The organism is Silvania confinis (genome assembly GCF_025564085.1).
GTDB lineage: Bacteria > Pseudomonadota > Gammaproteobacteria > Enterobacterales > Enterobacteriaceae > Enterobacter > Enterobacter confinis.
In genome coordinates, this window is the sequence record NZ_JAMGZJ010000078.1 from 118,048 (window position 1) to 137,923 (window position 19,876).

A 19,876-nucleotide genomic window follows, 5' to 3' on the forward strand; every position below is an offset into this window, starting at 1 on the left:
TTATTCTCCGGATTCGCGAAAATGGACATCGCTCACTGCTCGCAGGCGCAGAGCGGCCTGTTCTGCCGTCAGGTCGCGCTGGGTCTCTGCCAGCATCTCGTAGCCAACCATAAATTTGCGCACGGTCGCAGAACGCAGCAGCGGCGGATAGAAGTGGGCATGCAGCTGCCAGTGCTGATTGTCCTGGTCATTAAACGGCGCGCCGTGCCAGCCCATGGAATAGGGGAATGAGCACTGGAACAGGTTGTCGTAACGACTGGTCAGTTTTTTCAGCGCCAGCGCGAGGTCGCTGCGCTGCGCCTCACTCAGATCGGTGATACGCAGCACGTGGGCTTTCGGCAGCAACAGGGTTTCGAACGGCCATGCTGCCCAGTAAGGCACCACCGCCAGCCAGTGCTCGGTTTCCACCACGGTGCGGCTACCGTCTGCCAGCTCGCGCTGGGCGTAATCCACCAGCATCGGCGAACCGTGTTCGGCGTAATGCGCCTGCTGCAGGCGATCTTCGCGCTCGGCTTCATTTGGCAGGAAGCTGTTGGCCCACACCTGGCCATGCGGATGCGGGTTGGAGCAGCCCATCGCCGCACCTTTGTTCTCGAACACCTGGATCCACGGGTAGGTTTTGCCGAGCTCGGCGGTCTGCTCCTGCCAGGTTTTAACCACCTCGGTCAGGGCCTCGACGCTCAGTTCCGGCAGCGTTTTGCTGTGATCCGGTGAAAAACAGATAACCCGGCTGGTGCCACGCGCACTTTCGCAGCGCATCAGCGGATCGCCGCTTTGCGGTGCGTCGGGGGTATCAGTCATCAGCGCGGCAAAGTCGTTGGTGAAAACGTAAGTGCCTTTGTAATCAGGGTTGATATCGCCGGTGACGCGGGTATTGCCTGGACAGAGGAAACAGTCCGGATCGTGCTGCGGCAGCGTCTGTTTTGCCGGCGTCTCCTGCGCCCCTTGCCACGGGCGTTTGGCACGATGTGGCGAGACCAGGATCCATTGCCCGGTTAACGGGTTAAATCGACGATGCGGGTGATCGACGGGGTTAAATTGAGTCATCACAGATCCTTAATCTGAATATCCCTGCGGGTGGCGTGACTGCCAGCGCCAGGTGTCCTGCGCCATTTCATCCAGCGTGCGCGAGACGCGCCAGTTCAGCTCTTTCTCTGCTTTGGTGGCGTCGGCCCAGTAGGCTGGCAGGTCGCCGTCGCGGCGTGGGGCAAAGTGATACGCCACCGGTTTGCCACAGGCGGTACTGAACGCATTGACCACATCCAGCACGCTGCTGCCAACGCCCGCGCCGAGGTTATAAATATGGACGCCGGGTTTATCCGCCAGCTGCTGCATCGCTGCCACGTGACCTTCAGCGAGATCCATCACATGAATATAGTCGCGCACGCCGGTGCCGTCCGGGGTCGGATAGTCGTTACCGAATATCGCCAGCGAGTCGCGACGGCCCACGGCCACCTGGGCGATGTACGGCATCAGGTTATTCGGAATGCCCTGCGGATCTTCGCCCATGTCGCCTGACGGATGTGCGCCTACCGGGTTGAAATAACGCAGCAGGGCGATACTCCAGTCCGGCTGCGCTTTTTGCAGATCCGTCAGGATCTCTTCCACCATCAGTTTACTTTTGCCGTACGGGCTTTGCGGGGTGCCGGTCGGGAAGCTTTCGGCATACGGAATTTGTGGCTGGTCGCCATAGACGGTCGCGGAAGAGCTGAAGATAAAGTTTTTCACGCCTGCTGCGCGCATGGCGGAGATTAAGCGCAGCGTGCCGTTGACGTTGTTGTCGTAATATTCCAGCGGTTTGGCGACCGACTCACCGACGGCTTTCAGTCCGGCAAAGTGGATCACCGTGTCGATCGCGTGATCGTGCAGGATCTCCGCCATCAGCGCTTCGTTACGAATATCGCCTTCGATAAAGGTGGGTTGTTTACCGGCAAGGCGCTCCATGACCGGCAGCACGCTACGTTTACTGTTGCACAGATTATCGAGGATGATGACGTCGTGACCGTTTTGCAGCAGTTGCACACAGGTATGACTTCCTATGTAACCGCTACCACCTGTTACCAGAACTCGCATATTTCGCTCCATTGGGCTTGTGGTATGAGATAATCCTAGCATACCAGAGAGCGAAAAAGTGTGACACGGGATAAATTAGTGGAATCGTTTACACTGCGCGGAGACGCGCATTCCATCCGGTTATGAAGGATTATAAATCAAACGGATAGCGAGATGATGTTGCAGGTTATCTGAAAAGCGCCGGGGTCTGGCCCCCGGCGCGATTTACAGCGGGCCCAACTGGTAGCGGTACCGCTCGCCGTCGGCGACAAACTCTAGCCGGTGGGTGATACAGGTGGGGGCATCTTCCGCATGATGGGAGACGAACAGCAGCTGCGTTTCACCTTCGCTAATCAGGATGTCGACAAACCGGCGGATCAGCTGGCGGTTGAGCGGGTCCAGCCCCTGCAGCGGCTCATCGAGGATCAATAGCGTGGGGTGTTTAACCAGCGCGCGGACGATCAGCGCCAGCCGCTGCTGGCCCCACGACAGGCTGCTGAACGGCGCATCGGCGACCCGATTATCCATCCCGAGGATGTCCAGCCACTGCTGCGCCAGCTTGTGCTGCTTGTCCGACACCGCCTGATAAATACCAATTGAATCGAAGTAGCCTGAGAGGATCACGTTTCTCAGTGTGGTGCTGACCCGGTAATCGAGGTGCAGGCTGCTGCTGACATAGCCGATATGCTTTTTGATGTCCCAGATGGTTTCGCCGCTGCCGCGCCGGCGGCCAAACAGGGTTAAATCGTTACTGTAACCCTGGGGATGATCGCCGGTTATCAGGCTTAGCAGGGTGGATTTTCCGGCTCCGTTCGGGCCGACAATCTGCCAGTGTTCGCCGGGATTGACCGTCCAGCTCAGGTGGTCGAGGATCGGTCGGTCGTTATAGGACACCACGCCATCGTTGAGCACAATCCGCGGCGCATTCTCCGGCAAACCGTGCCGCGCGGCGGGGGCATCCGGCTCGGGCAGGGCGACGCCGTGCAGTTTTTCGCTGTGCGCCAGTTGGGCAATTAACGCCTGCTTTAGCAAGGCTGATTTTTCGCCGACAGCCGTCAGGGCGCAGTCGACCAGCACCCCGGCATGCTGAACAAAATCAGGGATCTCATCAAAGCGGTTGAGCACGAGTACCAGGGTGTAACCCTGCTGATTGAGCGAGGCCAGCAGGTCAGCCAAATGGCCGCGTGATTTGACGTCGAGGCCGTCAAAGGGTTCATCCAGAATCAGCAGCTCCGGGGCACTCATCAGCGCCTGGCAGAGCAGCGTTTTGCGGGTTTCGCCCGTCGACAGATATTTGAAACGTCTGTCCAGCAGGTGGGTGATGCCGAACTGGTCTGCCAGCTGGCGGCAGCGGGCTTCGTCTTTGATCTCATCCTGGATAATTTCTGAGGCGGTGCGGCCCGTATCTTCTTCGCCCGGGCTCAGCAAATCGGTGTTATTGCGCTGCCACTCGTCGCTGACCAGTTTTTGCAGTTGTTCAAAGGAGAGGCGGGTCAGACGGGTGAAGCGGTTTTGGCGTTCACCTTTCAGCAGAGTCAGCTCGCCGGCCAGGGCGCGCGCCAGCGCGGACTTGCCGCTGCCGTTGCTACCAACAAAAGCCCAGCTTTCGCCCGCGTTGAGGGTGAAATCAGCAAGAGAGAGGGTTCGGGTGTCGCTAAGACGAAACGTGCCTTGCGAAATTTGCAATGATGACATGACGTATCCCATATTTTGCAGCGATAAGCCCCAGGGATACGCACTGTCAGCACGAATGTCAATCCGCTTAGCACAACGTGGCGATAATCACCCGGTCGGCATTAAAATATGCGGTTGCATCAGTACCTTCTTCTAAGCTTGCGGCCTCTGCGACCGGCACGGTGGCGCACAGCGTCTGGCCGTCGGGCAGGGTCATCAGCACTTCACACTGCTCTTCGCCATGACCTATATGGTTGATCACCCCACGCAGTTGATTATCGGCCTGGCTCGCTGCGTCAGCATCGCGGGTGATACTGACCCAAGGCGCTTTCAACAGTACCAGCACCTCCTTGCCTTCATCTAACCCTAGCCGCTCGCCGCTCTGGGCGGTTATCGCTGCTTTCAGGCGGGTTTGGCCATCTGCGAGTAAAATATCCACATGCTGCTGCACCTGGTTATGGTCCCGGGCGGTAACGGTGCCAAACCACTGGTTGCGGGCGCTGGTTTGTAACGAGAAGCGGGAAATGGCAGCCAGCAGGCTGTCCAGCGGCAGGGCGTTGTCATCGCTTAAGACATCGAACGCTTTTTGCTGGATTTGCCCCAGCAGATCGTACAGCTGGATCAGTCGCTGCCCGTAGCGCGTCAGCACGGCACCGCCGCCGCCTTTGCCGCCGGTGGCGCGATCGACCAGCGGTTGTTCGCTCAGGGTGTTCATCTCGTTGATGGCATCCCATGCGCTTTTGTAGCTAATGCCCGCGTTTTTCGCTCCCTGGCTGATGGAGCCGGTCTGCGCGATCTGCTTGAGGAGCGAGATGCGGCGGGGATCGGCGAACAATTTTTGCTGGAGACGAAGGGTGAGGAGAATTTCGGCCTGCATAACAATGTCCTAGCAAAAGCATTATTGTGACGTAATTTGTTCTATGCGCAAACCGTACCGCACAAAAGGGGATGTATTTCTCGCTTTTGCGGTTAGAATACTGGATTCACATTGTCTGGAGAAAGCCATGTTAGAGTTGCTGAAAAGTCTGGTATTCGCCGTGGTCATGGTGCCAGTGGTAATGGCTATCATCCTCGGTGCCATTTACGGCCTCGGTGAAGTTTTCAACGTCTTTTCCAATGTCGGCCACAGAAAACAGCCGAAAAAGCAGCATTAATTTCCTGTAAAAACGCCCGGTCTGACCGGGCGTTTTGCCCTCAAGTTTCCCTCTCTCCCGCCGATATTATTTACGGCATCAATTTGATTTACTCATTAATCGGTACGATTTAACGCTGGGAAAACCTTACAGTTATCGTTATATTTCTTAGTATATAACGATAATCACAGGAGTTACCGATGGCACGTACATGGTTCAAACTTGTTGCTGGCGCAACGCTGACACTCACCCTGACCGGCCAGGCTCTGGCGGATGAAGGCAAAATCACCGTTTTCGCGGCGGCCTCCCTGACCAATGCAATGCAGGATATTGCTGCAGTGTATAAAAAAGAGAAAAACGTCGATGTGGTGTCGTCGTTCGCGTCTTCTTCTACGCTGGCGCGTCAGATTGAAGCCGGCGCACCTGCCGACCTGTTTATCTCGGCCGATCAGAAGTGGATGGATTACGCGGTCGATAAAAAAACGATCGACACTGCAAGCCGTGCGACGCTACTCGGCAATAGCCTGGTGGTGGTTGCGCCGAAGGCCAGCGCTCAGGGCGAGTTCGCCATTACCAACAAGACCGACTGGACCAGCTTGCTGAAAGACGGGCGTCTGGCTGTCGGTGATCCGGATCACGTCCCGGCAGGGATTTACGCGAAAGAAGCACTTCAGAAACTGGGTGCCTGGGAAACGCTGTCGCCAAAGCTGGCACCGGCAGAGGATGTGCGTGGCGCCCTGGCGCTGGTGGCGCGCAGTGAAGCACCGCTCGGGATCGTCTACGGTTCCGATGCGGTTGCCGATAAAGCCGTCAAAGTGGTGAGCACCTTCCCTGAAGACTCGCACAAGAAAGTGGAATACCCGGTTGCCATCATTGATGGGCATAAAAACGCAACCGTCAGCGCCTTCTACGATTACCTGAAGGGCCCGCAGGCGTCTGCCATCTTTAAACGTTATGGATTTACGACTCACGAATGATATTGACCGATCCCGAATGGCAGGCCGTGCTGCTGAGCCTGAAAGTCTCTTCCCTCGCGGTTGCGTTTAGTTTGCCCTTTGGGATCTTCTTCGCCTGGTTACTGGTTCGCTGTAAGTTTCCAGGCAAAGCCCTCCTCGACAGTGTGTTGCATCTGCCGCTGGTGTTACCGCCAGTGGTGGTCGGCTATTTGCTGCTGATCGCCATGGGGCGACGCGGCTTTATTGGCGAAAAGCTGTATGACTGGTTCGGGGTCAGCTTTGCTTTTAGCTGGCGCGGCGCGGTGCTGGCGGCGGCAGTGATGTCGTTCCCGCTGATGGTCCGGGCGATCCGCCTGGCTCTGGAGGCGGTTGATCTCAAACTCGAACAGGCCGCTCGCACGTTAGGCGCCGGGCGCTGGCGCGTCTTTCTCACCATCACACTTCCTCTGACGCTGCCGGGCATTATTGTCGGCACGGTGCTGGCTTTTGCCCGCTCACTGGGCGAGTTTGGTGCAACCATCACTTTTGTGTCCAATATTCCCGGTGAAACCCGCACCATCCCGTCGGCGATGTATACCCTGATCCAGACCCCGGGCGGCGAAGGGGCGGCGGCGCGGCTGTGTTTGATCTCCATCGCGCTGGCGCTGGTCTCGCTGCTGATCTCCGAATGGTTGGCGCGTCTTAGCCGTGAACGGATGGGGAACTGATCATGCTGGAGCTGAATTTTAGCCAGACGTTGGGCGATCACTGTCTGACCATCAACGAAACGCTGCCCGCCAGCGGCATTACCGCCGTTTTTGGCGTCTCCGGGGCGGGGAAAACCTCGCTGATTAACGCCATCAGCGGGCTGACCCGACCGCAGTCAGGGCAAATTGTGCTCAATGGCCGGGTGCTGAACGATGCCGAAAAACGCATCTGCCTGACGCCGGAAAAACGCCGCATTGGCTATGTGTTCCAGGATGCCAGGCTGTTCCCGCATTACAAGGTGCTGGGCAACCTGCGTTACGGCATGGCAAAAAGCATGACCGGGCAGTTTGATAAGCTGATTGCGCTGCTGGGCATTGAGCCGCTGCTAAACCGGCTGCCGTCGTCGCTCTCGGGCGGTGAAAAGCAGCGCGTGGCGATCGGTCGCGCACTGCTGACCGCGCCGGAACTGCTGCTGTTGGATGAGCCGCTGGCCTCTCTCGACATCCCACGCAAGCGTGAACTGCTGCCATATCTGCAACGGCTGGCACGCGAAATCAACATCCCGATGCTGTACGTCAGCCATTCGCTGGATGAGATTTTGCATCTGGCCGACAAAGTGCTGGTGCTGGAAGACGGCAGCGTAAAAGCATTTGGCGATCTGGAAGAGGTGTGGGGCAGCAGCGTGATGCATCCGTGGCTCCCGCAGGAGCAGCAGAGCAGCATTCTGAAAGTGAGCGTGCTGGAACACCATCCGCACTACGCGATGACTGCGCTGGCGATTGGCGATCAGCATGTCTGGGTCAATAAGCTTGATAAACCGCTGCAGGCTGGCCTGCGTATTCGTATCCAGGCCTCGGATGTCTCGCTGGTGCTACAGCCGCCGCTGCAAAGCAGTATCCGTAATATTCTGCGCGCCAAAGTGGCCCAGTGTTATGACGATAACGGCCAGGTGGAAGTCCAACTGGAAATTGGCAGCCGCACGCTGTGGGCGCGCATCAGCCCGTGGGCCAGAGATGAACTCGGGATCAAACCTGGCCTGTGGCTTTATGCGCAAATCAAGAGCGTGTCGATCACCACCTGATTACAGCAGATGGGTATAGATATACTGGGCGATGCTGTCGGTGGTGTTGTCACCAATCACCACGTTAGCGCGGGCTTTGACGGCGTCGTCCGCATTGCCCATCGCCACGCCGGTCCCGGCGGCTTCAAGCATGCTGATATCGTTAAAGTTATCGCCAAAAGCAATCACATCCTTCATCGACCCGCCAACAGATTCCACATACTGCGTCAGGCGTTTGCCTTTACTGTTGCCGCTGCGGGCGATATCCACCTGATCGTGCCATGACCATTCGCACTCCAGGCCCAGCGTTTGCTCAACGTGTTTTGCGAAGTCGTTAAGCCTGGCGGTGTCTTCGTCGGTCAGCGCGAATTTCCAGATGGCGTTTACCTCCTGTGCCGCCTGCGCCAGTGAAGGAACCTGGGTAAATACCGGACGCTGTGCTGCTGGTAATGTCTGCGCCCAGTTGCTGGTACGGATCACGTGGCCGGTCGGGCGCTCGTAAAGCATGGCATCATCAACGTACATCAGGCCGTGGATTGCGTGTTGATCGAGCAGCTCAATCAGCTGCAGCGCCTGCACCACCGGTAAAGGATCGGCCTGCAGAACCTTTTTTGCTGCATAATCATACAAATAGGTGCCATTACAACAAATTGCAGGTGTATCTAACGCCAGTGCCTGATAAAAAGGATGGATAGCAACGTGATGTCTACCCGTTACGATGAGGAGTTGATATCCCGCTTCCTGAGCACGTTTCAGTGCGGCAAGCGAAGAGGGGAGCAAGGTTTTTTGCGGGGTTAACAGCGTACCGTCTAAATCCAGAGCGATCACACGCGAGGTCATTTGAGATTCCTGGTTAATGTTGATATTTCAGGGATGACAGATGGTACACCGCGAAGCAATCGCTGCAAAATGCCGGGTTAATATTCAGCATTCACCGTTAAATCAGACTATCCTGGTACATTACTTTTACGCGCAGTAAGGAAAGGAGCATTCATGAAACAAACCGTTTATACCGCCAGTCCTGAAAGCCAGCAGATCCACGTCTGGCGTCTGAATTCCGAAGGTTCCCTCACCCTGGTTCAGGCCGTCGACGTGCCCGGCCAGGTTCAGCCGATGGTAATCAGCCCGGATAAACGTTTCCTGTACGTGGGTGTGCGTCCGGAATTCCGCGTTCTCGCTTACCGTATTTCTCCCGAAGATGGCGCCCTGACCTATACCGCAGAAGCAGCACTGCCAGGCAGCCCGACCCATATCTCTACCGATTTGCAGGGGCGCTTTATCTTTAGCGGCTCCTATAATTCTGGCTGCGTCAGCGTCACCCGTCTGGAAGACGGGATTCCGGTTGAAACCGTTGACGTGGTTGAAGGGCTGGAAGGATGCCACTCGGCGAACATCTCCCCGGACAACCGCACTCTGTGGGTCCCTGCGCTGAAGCAGGATCGTATCTGCCTGTTTACGCTGGGCGACAACGGCAAGCTGGAGGCGCAAAATCCGGCAGAAATCACCACCGTTGAAGGTGCAGGCCCGCGTCATATGGTGTTCCATCCGAATCAGCAGTATGCCTATGTGGTGAACGAGCTGAACTGCTCGGTGGACGTCTGGGCGCTGAATGCGCCGAACGGTAAGATTGAATGCGTGCAGACGCTGGATATGATGCCGGCAGATTTCACCGACACCCGCTGGGGTGCGGATATTCACATTACCCCTGACGGGCGTCATCTGTATGCCTGCGATCGTACCTCCAGCCTGATCACCGTGTTTAGCATCTCCGAAGACGGTAGCGTACTGGCGATTGAAGGCTTCCAGCCGACCGAGACGCAACCGCGCGGTTTCAACATCGATCACAGCGGTAAATTCCTGATTGCGGCGGGGCAAAAATCCCATCACATCGCGCTGTACGAGATTAAAGGCGAGCAGGGATTACTGGAAGAGAAGGGACGTTACGCTGTCGGCCAGGGGCCAATGTGGGTTGTCGTTAACGCACAGTAAAGCGGATGAAATAAAAAAACCTCGCAAACGCGAGGTTTTTTTATGCCCGGTGGTAGCCGGGTGAGCACATCGGAAACACCAACATTGATATCTTAATGCTAACCTGACGCTATGTAAATCCAACGCAACGTGGCGGTTTATGTTGCCTGTTGGATTAAATTTTAAGTCATTGAAAGATTTGTATTTTTAATGAAATTTGAACAAATTCTTAATCTGTTCAAAACTGTTTTTATATACAGTGCTTAAGGGCTACAATGCTGCCGTTGGTCCGATATGAACAGTTCCGCAAATCAGGTTTCTTACAAGTCCTGGCTGGCGGGTGGTGCCGTCGGTGCCTTAACTGTGGAGCATATCGGAAATACCAACAACCACTGGCGACAGGCAGCGGAAAGGTAAGTCAGTGGAAGTGCTCCTGACCAAAGGAGTGGCGTATGAGCAGTATGGGATGGGTAATTCTGTTCCTGCAACTCATGGTTGCAGTTCTGCAACTGCTGGATGCGTATCTTAAAACCAGCGCCTGACGTGTCCAGCCGCGGCATTAAGGGGGAGAAACTCCCCCTTTTTGCTAATGCTTTACTGCTTCGGTTCAGCGATCACTTTGCTGCCTACGCCGCGGTTGTTGTATTCCCACATGCGGTTGTAGTTAGCGTCGTTAAGGTTGCGCTGCACGTTGCCTTTATCATCAACCGTACCGGTATTACCCGCATACGGACGCTGAGAAATGGCGGCATTGCCCCAGGGTTTCGCCATGTTAAAGCCTTCATTGATCACGCTGTCGCGGATCACCACCTGGCCGTTAGAGGCTGAGTCGACATCCAGAGAACGCCCCAACTGTGCCACACCGTCACCTGCAGCGGTAAAGCGGCTGTTTACCGCCAGGAAGCCGTAGAACATGTTCGACAGCGTTGCCGGGGCAAACACGTAGCCTTCCTGCTGGGTACGGCTATTCATCACGCGGAAGTCGGTATTATCAAATACTACTGCGCCGCGCCCGGAAACGATATCCACATCGCCTTCAATGTAGCTGTTCGTGACCAGCGTACGCGTAATGCGGTTGTTTTTCAGCGCGTTATCTACGCCGCTGTTGGTCACAAAGAAGGTATTCTGGCGGCCGAGAATATTCACCTTGTCGATCTGCACCTGGTCGCCATCGCTGCGCAGTGCCACCGCCTGGTGATTGCCGGCGTCAACGCTGTCGCCGAGGTTGTTTTCGATGGTCAGGTTCTGCAACTGCAGGCCGTTGTTCTGAGACCAGACGACGGCTGAGCACATCACACCAACGGTTGCGCTGTGTTTGCTCTGGCAGCGATCGAACATGTACCAGGCCGGTTTGCCAGGCATGTAGCGGCCCGCCGGGTTAACCGCGCGACGCCAGGTGGTGGTGTCCATTTCGGAATCGAGCGCCAGGCCAATTTTTACGTCCAGCGGTTTTTCGCCTGTGCCGTACAGCGTCACGCTACCGGATGCGGCTGGCACATACACGGTGCCCTGATATTCACCAGGTAAAATGGCGATGTACTGGCGAGTGCTGCTGTGCTTCGAGATGGCAGCGTCGACCGCAGCCTGAATAGAGGTGTGCGTGACGCCCTGCGTACCGGCCGCGCCAACCACGAAGTCAGGCTGGGCAGGCAGACGAATGGCATACGGGCTCCACGGCGCAGCGTTCGGATCCATGGCCGTAAAGTAGCGCGCCTGCTGGAAGTTTTTAGCTTCCTCGGCCGACAGGATTGGTCGGGCGGCTGTGCCAGGTGCCACTTGCTCAGAAGGCAGTTGATCCGGCGGAGTAGAGCTGCACGCCGACAACGTCACGCCAAAAGCGAGTGCCAGCGCCAGACGGGAAATCCTGGAAGTATTCAAGGGAAAGCTCCTGCTAAGCAAATCAATGGGGGGAGAACTGAAATAGCCTGCTTTTTTATACTAAGTTGAGCGAAACGGGAAGATGAAATGGCAAAAAGTTACTTTTTATTCCCACGCTTAGCGGGAAAGTTGTCACAAATAACTAACATTTTCGGTAAAGGCGATTGACAGGGCGCAGAGAATGAAAATAAATGTCTATACAACCTATGACAAGTGAAAGCCCGATGCTGCAACTTCATCCCGACGACGTCATCTGGCGTAACCTGCGCCTCGCGACCCTCGATCCCAGTCACGGCACGCCGTACGGCCTGCTGGAAAACAGGGCTTTAATTGTGCGCGGCGAGACGATTCTGGCGATTGTCCCCGAATCTGACCTGCCCGCAGACCTGCCCTGCGCGATCGATCTGCAAGGCCGTCTGGTCACGCCAGGTTTAATCGACTGTCACACCCATCTGGTGTTCGGCGGCGATCGCGCGGCCGAATGGGAACAGCGGCTGAATGGCGTCTCGTATCAGACGATCAGCGCCCAGGGCGGCGGGATTAACGCCACCGTGAGCGCCACCCGGAATTGCACCCAGGAGCAGCTTGAACAGCTGGCGCAGCAGCGTCTTACACGCCTGTTGCGCGAAGGGGTGACTACGATAGAAATCAAATCGGGCTACGGTCTGAACGATGAGACAGAAGAAAAGATGCTGCGTGTGGCCGCGCGACTGGCCCAGACCAACCCGGTGGAAATCAGCCCGACGCTGCTGGCCGCACATGCCGTACCGCTCGAATACCGTCACGATCCCGATGCTTATATTGAACATGTGTGTCAGCACACGCTGCCTGCGCTGTGGGAAAAGCGGCTGTTTGAGGCCGTCGATGTGTTCTGCGAAAACGTCGGGTTCACCCTCGCGCAAAGCGAGCGAGTCTTCCAGGCGGCGCAGGCGCTGGGGATCCCTGTTAAAGGCCATGTCGAACAGCTGTCTCATCTCGGTGGCAGCGAGTTAGTCAGCCGCTATCGTGGGCTCTCGGCGGATCATATTGAGTATCTCGATGATGCTGGCGTGACGGCGATGGCGCAGAGTGGCACCGTCGCGGTGTTACTCCCCGGCGCATTCTACTTTTTACAGGAGCGTCAGCGCCCACCGGTGGACAAGCTGCGTCAACTGGGCGTGCCGATGGCGGTCGCCACCGATTACAACCCCGGCACCAGCCCGTTTGCCAGCTTGCATCTGGCAATGAACATGGCCTGCGTGCAGTTTGGCTTAACGCCAGAAGAGGCGTGGGCGGGCGTTACGCGGCACGCGGCAAAGGCGCTGGGGCGCGGCGAGACGCACGGGCAGCTGAAAGCCGGGTTTGTCGCAGACCTGGCTATCTGGGATGCCAGAAACCCGGTCGAGATGGTGTATGAGCCGGGTCGTAACCCGCTTTATCAGCGCGTCTTCAGAGGTAAAGTTCAATGAGTGTATGGCAGCCGGTTTCGCCGGATATCTGGCAGGGGCGTGACGATCGCAGCGAGGCCAGCAACGCGCTGCGTCTGTTTCAGACCGTGCAGCAACGTGACACGCCTCTTCCATCCAGCAGTGGGATCGCCCTGATCGGCTTTGCCAGCGACGAAGGGGTCAGGCGCAACCAGGGCCGCCCGGGCGCAGCCCTTGCACCGGATGTGCTGCGTGGCGCGCTGGCAAATATGGCGAGCCATCAGGGGCACGACCGTCTGCGGGATATGGGCAACATCAGTGTAGAAGGCGATGCGCTGGAAGCGGCGCAGCAGGCGTTGAGCGAGACGGTTACTGCCTGTCTGCAGGCAGGGATGCAAAGCCTGGTGCTTGGCGGCGGGCATGAAACCGCCTGGGCACACGGGCGCGGCGTGCTCGATGCGTTTCCCGGCGAGCGGGTGGTGATTATTAATCTCGATGCCCATCTCGACTTGCGTAGCGCCCGGCAGGCGACCTCCGGCACGCCGTTTCGCCAGCTGGCGCAGTACTGCGCGGCGCAGCAGCGTGATTTTCACTATGCCTGTCTTGGCGTCAGCCGTGCGGCAAATACTCAGGCGCTGTGGGATGAAGCGGCGCGCCTGCAGGTGACGCTGGTAGAAGACCTCGATTTCCACGAGCAGGCGCAGGCAACGCTCGGGACGCTGCTTAACGGTGCGGATCGGGTCTATCTGACCATTGACCTGGACGTGCTTCCTGCCGCCGAAATGCCCGCTGTCTCGGCACCTGCCGCGCTGGGAGTGCCTGCCCGGGAACTGCTGAAAGTTATCGAGCCGATTTGTCGCAGCGGCAAACTGCAGGCGGTCGATCTGGTCGAGTTTAACCCCCGCTTTGATCGCGATGGACAGGGGGCGAAACTCGCCGCGCGGCTGGCATGGCAAATTGCTCACTGGTGGGCGTAATCCCCGGATATACTCGATATTTTTAACGGCTTAAGGAATTGCTATGTTCTCTCGCACTCCGCAGCAGCAGGCCAATGCGCCCGCACCTTTTTATGAAAAGGTAAAGCAGGCGATCAGTCACCAGATTGCCACCGGCGTCTGGCGTGCGCACGATCGTATCCCGTCCGAGGCGGAGCTGGTGGCACAGTTTGGCTTTAGCCGGATGACCATCAACCGCGCACTGCGCGAGCTCACCGATGAGGGGCTACTGGTGCGTCTGCAGGGGGTCGGCACCTTTGTCGCCGAACCGAAGGGGCAGTCGGCGCTGTTTGAAATCCGCAGCATTGCCGATGAGATTGCCTCCCGCAACCATCAGCACCGTTGCGAGGTGTTGCTCCTCGAGGAGACGCAGGCCAACGCGGTGCAGGCGGTGGCGTTGAATGTCAGAGAGGGAACGCTGATCTTCCACTCCGTCATGATTCACTACGAAAACGACGTGCCGGTACAGATTGAAGATCGCTGCGTTAATGCCGAGTTGGTGCCGGATTACCTGCTACAGGACTACACGGTCACCACCCCGCATGCCTGGCTGTCGCTGATCGCGCCGCTGACGGAAGGTGAACACATTGTGGAGGCCGTCCGCGCCACGGCTCAGGAGTGCGAACAACTGCACATTAAAGAGCACGATCCCTGCCTGCTGATCCGCCGTCGGACCTGGTCAGCATCGCACATTGTTTCTCATGCCAGACTGCTGTTTCCGGGTAACCGCTACCGGCTGCAGGGCCACTTTATGTCATAAGCAAAAAGCGTGATTGCATACGCAATATAATAAAAATGTATCTTAATTGTTAAATCCAGCCTTGTGTGCACTTGTCTATACAAGTATATCTTACTGTATAGTCTTTCCCCGATCAGGAGCACACCATGTCGTCAGGTAAGTATCGCCAGCAAGAGATCCGCGCCCCCCGCGGCACCACGCTTAATGCCAAAAGCTGGCAGACCGAAGCGCCGCTGCGGATGTTAATGAACAACCTCGATCCCGACGTGGCGGAGAATCCTCACGAGCTGGTGGTGTATGGCGGCATTGGCCGCGCGGCGCGCAACTGGGAGTGCTATGACGCTATGGTCGCCGCGCTGACCGAACTTGAGAGCGACGAAACCCTGCTGGTGCAATCCGGTAAACCGGTCGGCGTGTTTCAAACCCACAAAAATGCCCCGCGCGTGCTGATTGCCAACTCCAATCTGGTGCCGCACTGGGCGACCTGGGAACACTTTAACGAGCTCGATGCCAAGGGGCTGGCGATGTACGGCCAGATGACCGCCGGGAGCTGGATCTATATCGGCAGCCAGGGCATCGTGCAGGGCACTTACGAGACCTTCGTCGAAGCCGGGCGCCAGCACTATAACGGCTCCCTGAAAGGGCGCTGGGTACTGACCGCGGGCTTAGGCGGGATGGGCGGTGCCCAACCGCTGGCCGCCACCCTCGCGGGCGCCTGTTCCCTGAACATTGAATGCCAGCAGAGCCGCATCGATTTTCGTCTGCGCACTCAATACGTCGATGAACAGGCCGACTCGCTGGATGACGCGCTGGCCCGCATTCAGAAATACACCGCCGAAGGCAAAGCTGTCTCGATTGCCCTGTGCGGCAACGCGGCGGATATCGTCCCGGAACTGGTGGCGCGCGGCGTCCGCCCGGACCTGGTCACCGACCAGACCAGCGCCCACGATCCGCTCCACGGCTACCTGCCAAAAGGCTGGCAGTGGGAAGAGTATCAGCAGAAAGCGCAGAAGGATCCGCAAGGCACCGTGCTGGCGGCAAAACGGTCGATGGCTGACCACGTCAGCGCGATGCTGGCCTTCAGTCAGCAGGGTGTTCCGACCTTTGACTACGGCAACAACATTCGCCAGATGGCAAAAGAGATGGGCGTCACCAACGCCTTTGATTTCCCCGGTTTTGTGCCCGCCTATATCCGTCCGCTGTTCTGCCGTGGGATCGGCCCGTTCCGCTGGGTGGCGCTCTCCGGCGACCCGGAAGATATCTATAAAACCGATGCCAAAGTAAAAGAGATTGTTGCCGATGATGAACACCTCCATCACTGGCTGGACATGGCCCGCGAGCGCATTAACTTCCAGGGCTTACCGGCGCGTATCTGCTGGGTGGGGCTGGAGTGGCGGCAGAAGCTGGGTCTGGCCTTTAACGAAATGGTGCGCAGCGGCGAAGTGTCCGCGCCGATTGTGATCGGTCGCGACCACCTTGATTCTGGCTCGGTGGCCAGCCCCAACCGCGAAACCGAAGCGATGCGCGACGGCTCCGACGCGGTCTCTGACTGGCCGCTGCTTAACGCCTTGCTGAATACCGCCAGCGGCGCGACCTGGGTCTCGCTGCACCACGGCGGCGGCGTGGGGATGGGCTTCTCCCAGCATGCCGGGATGGTGATTGTCTGCGACGGCACCGATGAAGCCGCCGCGCGCATTGCCCGCGTACTGCACAACGACCCGGCAACCGGCGTGATGCGCCATGCGGACGCCGGGTATGACATCGCTATCGACTGTGCGAAAGAGCAGGGCCTGAACCTGCCGATGATCGCCGCCACACAAGGAAAGCACTGATGAATGCCTTAACCCTTACTCCCGGCTCTCTGACGCTGGCGCAGCTCCGTCAGGTATGGCGCAGCCCGCTTCAGCTTACGCTTGATGACGCAGCCCACGGGGCGATAAACGACAGCGTGGCCTGCGTTGAAGCGATTGTTGCAGAAGGGCGCACCGCCTACGGGATCAACACCGGTTTTGGCCTGCTGGCGCAAACGCGTATCGCCACCCACGATCTGGAAAATCTACAGCGCTCGCTGGTGCTGTCCCATGCCGCGGGCGTAGGCCAGCCGCTGGATGATGACATCGTGCGTCTGATGATGGTGCTGAAAATTAACAGCCTGGCGCGCGGTTTCTCCGGGATCCGCCTGAGCGTGATTCAGGCGCTGATTGCGCTGGTCAACGCCGAAGTCTTTCCGTGGATCCCGGCCAAAGGGTCGGTGGGAGCCTCCGGTGACCTGGCCCCGCTGGCGCATATGTCCCTGACGCTGCTCGGCGAAGGCAAAGCCCGCTATCGCGGCGAATGGCTCCCGGCGGCAACCGCATTGCAAAAAGCGGGTCTGGCCCCGGTGACGCTGGCGGCGAAAGAGGGTCTGGCGCTGCTGAATGGCACTCAGGCATCGACGGCGTTTGCCCTGCGCGGCCTGTTTGAAGCGGAAGACCTGTTCGCCTCGGCGGTAGTTTGCGGGGCGCTCACCACCGAAGCGGTGCTCGGATCCCGTCGTCCGTTCGATGCCCGTATTCATGCGGTGCGCGGCCAGCGCGGACAGATTGACGCCGCGGCGCTGTACCGCCATGTCCTGACCGAAACCAGCGAGATTGCCGAGTCGCATCATAACTGCGACAAAGTGCAGGACCCGTACTCTCTGCGCTGTCAGCCGCAGGTGATGGGCGCCTGCCTGACGCAGCTGCGCCAGGCGGCGGAAGTGCTGCTGGTGGAATCGAATGCCGTTTCCGATAACCCGCTGGTGTTCGCCGCCGAAAACGAAGTGGTCTCCGGGGGCAACTTCCACGCTGAACCGGTGGCGATGGCGGCGGATAATCTGGCGCTGGCGATTGCCGAAATAGGTTCGCTGTCCGAACGGCGCATTGCGCTGATGATGGACAAACACATGTCGCAGCTGCCGCCGTTCCTGGTGCGCAACGGCGGGGTGAATTCCGGGTTTATGATTGCCCAGGTGACTGCCGCCGCGCTGGCGAGCGAGAACAAAGCGCTGTCGCACCCGCACAGCGTCGACAGTTTGCCGACCTCTGCCAATCAGGAAGATCATGTTTCGATGGCCCCGGCGGCAGGTCGTCGCCTGTGGGAGATGGCGGGCAATACCCGTGGCGTGCTGGCGGTGGAATGGTTAGCGGCCTGTCAGGGGGCGGATTTGCGTGATGGCCTGACCTCCAGCCCGCTGCTGGAGCAGGCGCGGCATATCCTGCGGGAGCAGGTAGCGCATTATGATGACGACCGCTTCTTTGCCCCGGATATCGATGCGGCGATCGGCCTGTTGGATAAAGGCAGCCTGGTGACGTTATTGCCTTCCGTGCTCTGATTATTGCCCGGTGGCGCTACGCTTACCGGGCCTACAAAACCGCGAACGTAGGCCGGGTAAGGCGTAGCCGCCACCCGGCTTTTCTACGAATACATCGCCGTTATCGACGCGCTACCCAGTGTGTGGAAATGGACGTTAAAGCCCACCATCGCGCCGCTCGCCCCTTCATCGACCTCAATGCTGTCCACGTCCAGCGCATGCACCGTGAAGATGTAGCGGTGCGTTTCGCCTTTCGGGGGGGCCGCGCCGCCATAGCCCGCTTTACCAAAATCGGTGCGGGTCTGTACCGCGCCATCCGGCAGGGCGACCAGCGATGAACCCGAGCCCTGCGGCAGCACGCGGGTATCGGCGGGCAGGTTGGCGACCACCCAGTGCCACCAGCCGGAGCCGGTTGGCGCATCCGGATCGTAGCAGGTCACGACGAAACTTTTGGTCCCGGACGGAACCTCGTCCCACGCCAGATGCGGAGAGATATTATCCCCCGCGTATCCCATATCGTTGAACACGTGGCGCAGCGGGAGTTTATCCCCGTCGCGCAGATCCTGACTGATGAGCTTCATACTTTTTCTCCGTAATAAGACCTGCACGAAGTGTAACGCAAAAACTAAAGCGCAAAGTGCGCAGGATCCTGAACCGCATCCACCACCGCGCGGGTCAGCTTGCTCAGCTGCTGCTGGCTAATCAGGTACGGCGGCATCAGATAAATCAGCTTGCCGAACGGACGCACCCACACCCCGCGGGCCACAAAGAAGCGCTGCAGCGCGGCCATGTTTACCGGATGACGGGTTTCGACCACCCCGATGGCACCCAGCACCCGCACGTCGGCGACGTACTCGGATCCACGCGCTGCCGCCAGCTGCTGCGTCAGTTGGGCTTCGATGGCGGCAACCTGGGTTTGCCACTCGCCGCTTTCAAGGATCGCCAGGCTTTCGCTGGCCACCGCGCAGGCCAGCGGATTGCCCATAAACGTGGGGCCGTGCATAAAGCAGCCCGCCTCGCCGTTGCTGATGGTCTCTGCTACATGGCGGGTGGTGAGGGTCGCAGACAGGGTCATGGTGCCGCCGGTCAGGGCTTTCCCAAGACACAGAATGTCCGGGGTGATGCCCGCATGCTCGCAGGCGAACAGCTTGCCGGTGCGCCCGAATCCGGTAGCAATTTCGTCGGCAATCAGCAAGATCCCTTCCCGGTCGCACATTTTACGGATCCGTTTGAGCCACTCCGGATGATAAATGCGCATCCCGCCCGCCCCCTGGACGATGGGCTCAAGGATCACTGCGGCAATCTCGTGACGATGGGCGGCCATCAGGCGGGCGAAGCCGACCATATCCGCCTCATCCCACGCGCCGTCGAAGCGGCTCTGCGGTGCCGGGGCAAACAGGTTTTCCGGCAGATAACCCTTCCACAGGCTGTGCATTGAGTTCTCGGGATCGCACACCGACATCGCGCCAAAGGTGTCGCCGTGATAGCCGTTGCGGAAGGTGAGAAAACGCTGGCGGCTTTCGCCCTTTGCGTGCCAGTACTGCAGCGCCATTTTCATCGCCACTTCCACCGCCACCGAGCCGGTATCGGCGAGGAACACGCACTCCAGCGCCTCGGGGGTCATGGCCACCAGACGACGGCAGAGATCCACTGCCGGAGGATGGGTGATCCCGCCAAACATCACGTGCGACATGCGGTCAATCTGCGCTTTCATCGCTGCGTTGAGACGTGGATGGTTGTAACCGTGAATGGTCGCCCACCACGACGACATCCCGTCCACCAGCTGCTCGCCGCTGGCCAGGGTCAGTTCACAGCCGTGCGCCTCGGTGACCGGATAAACCGGCAGGGGCTGGCTCATGGATGTGTAAGGGTGCCAGATATGGCGCTGATCGAAAGCGAGATCGTCTGTTGTCATAATCGACTTGTAAACCATTTTGAAAACATTTAGGTTTACAAGTATAAACCGAACCCATCCTGAACTAAACCTTTTTGGAGAC

19 protein-coding genes are annotated in these 19,876 nt (G+C 58.4%); 11 read left to right on the forward strand and 8 right to left on the reverse strand.

Annotated elements, in window-relative coordinates:
* The 4 genes from galT to modE form a co-directional block, all read right to left on the reverse strand.
* On the reverse strand, nt 1-1,047 hold the full coding sequence (gene galT / locus M8013_RS18305) for a galactose-1-phosphate uridylyltransferase (RefSeq protein WP_271269206.1): 1,047 nt from the start codon (nt 1,045-1,047) through the stop codon (nt 1-3).
* 9 nt (nt 1,048-1,056) lie between these two features.
* Nucleotides 1,057-2,073: a UDP-glucose 4-epimerase GalE gene (gene galE / locus M8013_RS18310; RefSeq protein WP_271269207.1), complete on the reverse strand. Its 1,017-nt coding sequence runs from the start codon at nt 2,071-2,073 to the stop codon at nt 1,057-1,059.
* Nucleotides 2,074-2,277: 204 nt separating this feature from the next.
* Nucleotides 2,278-3,747: a molybdate ABC transporter ATP-binding protein ModF gene (modF, locus tag M8013_RS18315; protein WP_271269208.1), complete on the reverse strand. Its 1,470-nt coding sequence runs from the start codon at nt 3,745-3,747 to the stop codon at nt 2,278-2,280.
* 67 nt (nt 3,748-3,814) lie between these two features.
* A complete protein-coding gene (modE, locus tag M8013_RS18320; protein WP_271269209.1) occupies nt 3,815-4,603 on the reverse strand; it encodes a molybdenum-dependent transcriptional regulator in 789 nt (262 codons plus the stop codon).
* Nucleotides 4,604-4,730: 127 nt separating this feature from the next.
* On the opposite strand from modE, the gene M8013_RS18325 reads away from it, so the two are divergent.
* From M8013_RS18325 to modC, 4 genes are all read left to right on the forward strand, one after another.
* Nucleotides 4,731-4,880 carry an AcrZ family multidrug efflux pump-associated protein gene (locus M8013_RS18325; RefSeq protein WP_271269210.1) on the forward strand — a complete coding sequence of 50 codons (150 nt, stop codon included), beginning with the start codon at nt 4,731-4,733 and terminating at the stop codon, nt 4,878-4,880.
* A gap of 179 nt (nt 4,881-5,059) precedes the next feature.
* The gene (gene modA / locus M8013_RS18330) at nt 5,060-5,836 is read left to right on the forward strand and encodes a molybdate ABC transporter substrate-binding protein (RefSeq protein ID WP_271269211.1); all 777 of its coding nucleotides are present in this window, start codon (nt 5,060-5,062) and stop codon (nt 5,834-5,836) included.
* The gene (gene modB, locus M8013_RS18335; protein ID WP_271269212.1) at nt 5,833-6,522 is read left to right on the forward strand and encodes a molybdate ABC transporter permease subunit; all 690 of its coding nucleotides are present in this window, start codon (nt 5,833-5,835) and stop codon (nt 6,520-6,522) included. The genes modA and modB overlap by 4 nt, the downstream gene beginning before the upstream one ends.
* Nucleotides 6,523-6,524: 2 nt before the next feature.
* The gene (gene modC, locus M8013_RS18340; RefSeq protein WP_271269213.1) at nt 6,525-7,583 is read left to right on the forward strand and encodes a molybdenum ABC transporter ATP-binding protein ModC; all 1,059 of its coding nucleotides are present in this window, start codon (nt 6,525-6,527) and stop codon (nt 7,581-7,583) included.
* Here modC and M8013_RS18345 read toward each other — a convergent pair whose 3' ends face one another.
* Nucleotides 7,584-8,402, reverse strand: a complete 819-nt coding sequence (locus M8013_RS18345; RefSeq protein WP_271269214.1) for a pyridoxal phosphatase — start codon at nt 8,400-8,402, stop codon at nt 7,584-7,586.
* A gap of 153 nt (nt 8,403-8,555) precedes the next feature.
* Here M8013_RS18345 and pgl point away from each other — a divergent pair, with 153 nt between their 5' ends.
* Nucleotides 8,556-9,551 carry a 6-phosphogluconolactonase gene (pgl, locus tag M8013_RS18350; protein ID WP_271269215.1) on the forward strand — a complete coding sequence of 332 codons (996 nt, stop codon included), beginning with the start codon at nt 8,556-8,558 and terminating at the stop codon, nt 9,549-9,551.
* Between the two features lie 431 nt (nt 9,552-9,982).
* Nucleotides 9,983-10,072, forward strand: a complete 90-nt coding sequence (tisB, locus tag M8013_RS18355; protein WP_271269216.1) for a type I toxin-antitoxin system toxin TisB — start codon at nt 9,983-9,985, stop codon at nt 10,070-10,072.
* A 52-nt stretch (nt 10,073-10,124) separates the two neighbouring features.
* Here the strand turns inward: tisB and M8013_RS18360 are convergent, their stop codons facing one another.
* On the reverse strand, nt 10,125-11,408 hold the full coding sequence (locus M8013_RS18360; protein ID WP_271269217.1) for a putative acyl-CoA thioester hydrolase: 1,284 nt from the start codon (nt 11,406-11,408) through the stop codon (nt 10,125-10,127).
* Nucleotides 11,409-11,632: 224 nt separating this feature from the next.
* Here M8013_RS18360 and hutI point away from each other — a divergent pair, with 224 nt between their 5' ends.
* From hutI to hutH, 5 genes are all read left to right on the forward strand, one after another.
* Complete coding sequence (gene hutI / locus M8013_RS18365; RefSeq protein WP_271270155.1) at nt 11,633-12,856, forward strand: imidazolonepropionase; 1,224 nt, start codon at nt 11,633-11,635, stop codon at nt 12,854-12,856.
* Complete coding sequence (gene hutG / locus M8013_RS18370) at nt 12,853-13,791, forward strand: formimidoylglutamase (protein ID WP_271269218.1); 939 nt, start codon at nt 12,853-12,855, stop codon at nt 13,789-13,791. The genes hutI and hutG overlap by 4 nt, the downstream gene beginning before the upstream one ends.
* Before the next feature lie 43 nt (nt 13,792-13,834).
* The gene (locus M8013_RS18375) at nt 13,835-14,569 is read left to right on the forward strand and encodes a histidine utilization repressor (protein ID WP_271269219.1); all 735 of its coding nucleotides are present in this window, start codon (nt 13,835-13,837) and stop codon (nt 14,567-14,569) included.
* Nucleotides 14,570-14,694: 125 nt separating this feature from the next.
* Nucleotides 14,695-16,380, forward strand: a complete 1,686-nt coding sequence (gene hutU / locus M8013_RS18380) for a urocanate hydratase (protein WP_271269220.1) — start codon at nt 14,695-14,697, stop codon at nt 16,378-16,380.
* On the forward strand, nt 16,380-17,900 hold the full coding sequence (hutH, locus tag M8013_RS18385) for a histidine ammonia-lyase (RefSeq protein ID WP_271269221.1): 1,521 nt from the start codon (nt 16,380-16,382) through the stop codon (nt 17,898-17,900). The genes hutU and hutH overlap by 1 nt, the downstream gene beginning before the upstream one ends.
* Nucleotides 17,901-17,983: 83 nt before the next feature.
* On the opposite strand, the gene M8013_RS18390 is transcribed toward hutH, so the two are convergent.
* Complete coding sequence (locus tag M8013_RS18390) at nt 17,984-18,460, reverse strand: kinase inhibitor (RefSeq protein WP_271269222.1); 477 nt, start codon at nt 18,458-18,460, stop codon at nt 17,984-17,986.
* A 44-nt stretch (nt 18,461-18,504) separates the two neighbouring features.
* Nucleotides 18,505-19,794: an adenosylmethionine--8-amino-7-oxononanoate transaminase gene (bioA, locus tag M8013_RS18395; RefSeq protein WP_418939548.1), complete on the reverse strand. Its 1,290-nt coding sequence runs from the start codon at nt 19,792-19,794 to the stop codon at nt 18,505-18,507.
* Nucleotides 19,795-19,876: the final 82 nt, after the last annotated feature.